A 3017-nucleotide genomic window follows, 5' to 3' on the forward strand; every position below is an offset into this window, starting at 1 on the left:
CCAAGACGCGCGTCAGCGCCCGGGGACGGCTGCGGACCTACTTCCTCACCGGCGTGATCGTCGCGGGGCCCCTCGCGATCACGATCTGCAGAACCAGCGCATTGATGGAATGCGCTGGTTCTGCGGACGCGGCTCTGGCAGTTTCGTTACATGACCGCGGAGGACGAGGCCGCTCGATCGCAGAGCAAGGACAAGATCATCGAGTTCGCCGGAGAACGGGACAAGAAGGTCGATGGATACCGGTCTCTGGTCTCGAGTGTTGAAGAGCAGAAGGTCTACGACGAGCTCAAAGCGAAGCTCGACATGCTGAGGAAGGACGGGGAACGCTTGCGCGCCTTCCCGGCCGATCGCCAGGACGAGGCCATGGCCTTCTTCCGTGGGCCCATGAACACCAACTACCTCGCCGTATCGGCCGCCGCGCGCACCCTCGTCGACATCAACAATGCGGCGAGCAAGCAGGCCGAAGCCGCGATTCGGGTCGAGCAGAGCTCCGCGATCCGGGCGACGCTGCTGATGCTCGGCGTCTCCGTCCTGATCACCGTCGGCGCGATGGCGTTCTGCCTCGTCGGTGTGTCGCGCCCGATCGAGCGGATGACCGGGGCGATGCGGCGCCTGGCCGACGGCGACGCGGCCTCGGAGATCCCCTATGGCGGCCGCCGCGACGAGATCGGCTCGATGGCGGGGGCCGTGCAGGTGTTCCGGGAGAACCTCGTCCGGACCAGCCAGCTCGAGGAGGAGACCGCGCTCGCCCGCGCATCGGCGGAGGAGCAGCGCAAGGCCGGCATGCGCCAGATGGCGGACGGGTTCGAGGCCGCGGTCGGCGGCATCGTCGGCTCCGTCTCCTCGGCCGCGGGCGCGCTTCAGGTCACCGCCCAGGGCATGAGCGCCACCGCCGGACAGACCGCGGCGCAATCGAGCAGCGTGGCGGCGGCGGCGGCCCAGGCGGCCGCCAACGTCAACACGGTGGCGGCGGCGGCCGAAGAACTCGGCTCCTCCGTGGCCGAGATCGGCCGGCAGGTCTCGGGCTCCGCCGATCTGGCCCAGGCGGCGGTGGCGGAAGCCAACGCCACGGCCGGCCTCGTTCAAGATCTGGCGCAGGCGGCGAGCCGCATCGGCGACGTGGTCGCGCTCATCTCGCAGATCGCCGGCCAGACCAACCTCCTGGCGCTGAACGCCACCATCGAGGCGGCCCGTGCCGGCGAGGCGGGACGCGGCTTCGCGGTCGTGGCCACGGAGGTGAAGGCGCTGGCCGACCAGACCGCGCGCGCCACCGAGGAGATCTCGGCCCAGATCGGCCGGATCCAGGGCTCGACGGATCAGGCGGTCGGCGCCATCGGCGGCATCGGAGCGCGCATCCGCGAGATCGCCGGCGTCGCGGCCTCGATCGCGGCGGCGGTGGAGGAGCAGAGCGCGGCGACGCAGGAGATCGTCCGCAACGTCGCTCAGGCCTCCGCCGGCACCGGCGAGGTGACGACGAACATCGCGGGCGTGGCGGGCGCGGCCGAGGAGACGGGCGCGTCCGCGGCGCGGGTGCTGAGCTCGGCCTCCGAACTCTCGCGTCAGTCCGAGCACCTATCGGCTGAAGTCCGGCACTTCCTCATGACCGTGCGCGCGGCCTGATCGCATACGGGCTGAGTTGGAAAGCGGCGCGGCGGCCCTCGCTCGACGAGCGGGGGCCGGACGTGCGTTGCGGCGTCGGCAACGAGATGGGCATCGACCGGCCGATGGTCCGAGACGGGCGGTGCGGAGGATCGATCGTCGTCCTCGACGCCCTCGGTCTCACAGCCGCCGCAGCGCCACGCTCTCGATGCGGTGGCTCGGCCCCTTGGCCAGGATCAGGCTGGCCCGCTGGCGGGTCGGCAGGATGTTGTCGCGCAGGTTCGGCAGGTTGATCGTGGTCCAGAGCCGGTCGGCTATGTCCAGGGCGTCGGCCTCCGTCACCTCGGCATACTTCCGGAAGTAGGAGAGCGGATCGCGGAAGGCGGTCTGGCGCAGGCGCAGGAAGCGGTTGACGTACCAGCGGTGCAGGTCGTCCTCGTGCCCGTCGAGATAGATCGAGAAGTCGAAGAAGTCGGAGACGAAGGGGATCGCGGTGCCGTCCCGCGGCAGGCGGGCGGGCTGGAGGACGTTGAGGCCCTCGACGATCAGGATGTCGGGCGACTCGATCACCTGCTCCTCGCCGGGCACCACGTCGTAGACGAGGTGGGAATAGACCGGCGCCGAGACCCGCTTGTGGCCGGCCTTGATGTCGGCGAGGAAGCGCAGCAGGGCGGCGCTGTCGTAGCTCTCCGGGAAGCCTTTCCGCTCCATCGCATCCATGCGCTGCAGTTCGGCGTTGGGATGGAGGAAGCCGTCGGTCGTGATGAGATCGACCTTCGGCGTGTTGGGCCAGCGGGCGAGCAGGGCCTTCAGCACCCGCGCCGTCGTTGATTTGCCGACCGCCACCGAGCCGGCGAGCCCGATGATGTAGGGCACCTTGGCCTCGTGCTCGGCGAGCAGGAAGCGCTGCGTCGCCTTGAACAGCCCCTGCGTCGCCGCGACGTAGAGCGAGAGCAGCCGCGAGAGCGGCAGGTAGATCGCCACGACCTCCTCGATCGAGATCGGGTCGTTGAGGGATTGCAGCCGGCCGATATCCTCGGCGGTCAGCGTCAGCGGCGTGTCCGCGCGAAGCTGGGCCCATTCGTCGCGCGAAAAAATCCGGTAGGGCGAGAGGCGGCTCGGCCCCTGGCCGGTCACCGGGTTCTGGCGCTCCTCCGGTTCGATCCCGGCCGGCGGGATCGGGGCGCCGATCATGTATGCCTCCGGGCCGCCTTCTCGGCGAGGCCGCTCTGGGCCGTGCGACGGCCCAACTCCGCCATCACCTCATCGAGGGGTACGCCGACCGCCTTCAGGGTCACGACCAGGTGGTAGAGGACGTCGGCCGCCTCCGACACGAGCGCCTTGCGGTCGCCCTGCACCGCGGCGATGGCGGCCTCGACCGCCTCCTCGCCGAGCTTCTTGGCCGCCTTGGCCGGGCC

At 70.3% G+C, this 3017-nt stretch carries 2 protein-coding genes and 2 pseudogenes; 2 read left to right on the forward strand and 2 right to left on the reverse strand.

What is annotated here, in order from left to right:
- Positions 1 to 86, forward strand: a pseudogene (locus MFF42_RS26695) (DUF502 domain-containing protein); the annotation flags it as partial.
- Positions 87 to 108: 22 nt separating this feature from the next.
- Positions 109 to 1620: pseudogene (locus MFF42_RS16260) on the forward strand (HAMP domain-containing methyl-accepting chemotaxis protein); the annotation flags it as partial.
- Between the two features lie 159 nt (positions 1621 to 1779).
- Here MFF42_RS16260 and coaA read toward each other — a convergent pair.
- Positions 1780 to 2793 carry a type I pantothenate kinase gene (coaA, locus tag MFF42_RS16265; RefSeq protein ID WP_238256676.1) on the reverse strand — a complete coding sequence of 338 codons (1014 nt, stop codon included), beginning with the start codon at positions 2791 to 2793 and terminating at the stop codon, positions 1780 to 1782.
- Positions 2790 to 3017: phosphoribosyl-ATP diphosphatase (gene hisE, locus MFF42_RS16270; protein WP_238256677.1), on the reverse strand; the 228-nt coding region annotated here is incomplete at its 5' end. The genes hisE and coaA, both read right to left, overlap by 4 nt.

The sequence above is a fragment of the Methylorubrum podarium genome (genome assembly GCF_022179745.1).
GTDB lineage: Bacteria > Pseudomonadota > Alphaproteobacteria > Rhizobiales > Beijerinckiaceae > Methylobacterium > Methylobacterium podarium.

What these genes read in the sequence shown, in the direction of transcription:
- coaA (WP_238256676.1), bottom strand. Translation starts at nt 2,793, where the DNA reads ATGATCGGCGCCCCGATCCCGCCGGCCGGGATCGAACCGGAGGAGCGC.